The following is a 733-nucleotide window of genomic DNA, read 5'->3' as shown; positions in this document are numbered from 1 at the left end:
GAACAGATGGACGAGAGACGTACCGTGCGGGTGTCGAAATACCTCGCGAAGCACCTGCGCCACCGGCCCGAGCGGATCGGGCTGACCCCCGACGCGGCCGGCTGGGTCGAGATCGACGCGCTGATCGCCGCGGCGGCGGACCACGGCTTCCCCTTCACCCGGGAGGAGCTGGACCATGTCGTCGCCGCCAACGACAAGCGGCGCTTCGCCGTGGAAGGCACCCGGATCCGCGCCAGCCAGGGGCACACCATCCCCGTGGACCTCCAGCTCCCGACCGCCGTGCCCCCGGCCTGGCTGTACCACGGCACCGTCGCCCGGAACCTGGAGGCGATCCGGGCCGAGGGCCTGCGGCCCATGAACCGGCATGCCGTGCATCTGTCCGCCGACCGCGAGACCGCCACCCGTGTCGGCGCCCGCCGGGGACGGCCGGTGGTGCTGTCGGTCGACGCGGGCGCCATGCACCGCGACGGCCATGTCTTCCACGTCAGCGCCAACGGCGTCTGGCTGACCGAGGCCGTTCCCAGCCGGTATCTGCGCTTCGGCGAGGGCCGGTAGGCCATGATCGACGGCATGGAGCATCTGCCCACCACCGAGGCCGCCGTCACCGCGCTCGACACCCGCTCCGGCACGGCCAAGCTGATCGCCACCGTCCGCGTCGCGACCACACCGGCCGGGACGAAGAAGCCGGCCGTCGACCGCAAGCGCCTGGAGCTGGTCCTGGCCCGCACGGGCG

General features: G+C 73.0%; 1 protein-coding gene. It reads left to right on the top strand.

The window, feature by feature from the left end; genetic code table 11:
• Positions 1-6: 6 nt before the first annotated feature.
• On the top strand, positions 7-555 hold the full coding sequence (locus tag LPA54_RS33915) for an RNA 2'-phosphotransferase (RefSeq protein ID WP_093764239.1): 549 nt from the start codon (positions 7-9) through the stop codon (positions 553-555).
• Positions 556-733: the final 178 nt, after the last annotated feature.

Origin of the sequence: Streptomyces sp. DH12, assembly GCF_020873895.1 — a bacterium.
Classification (GTDB): Bacteria; Actinomycetota; Actinomycetes; order Streptomycetales; family Streptomycetaceae; genus Streptomyces.
This window is presented reverse-complemented; position numbering and strand designations above follow the sequence as displayed.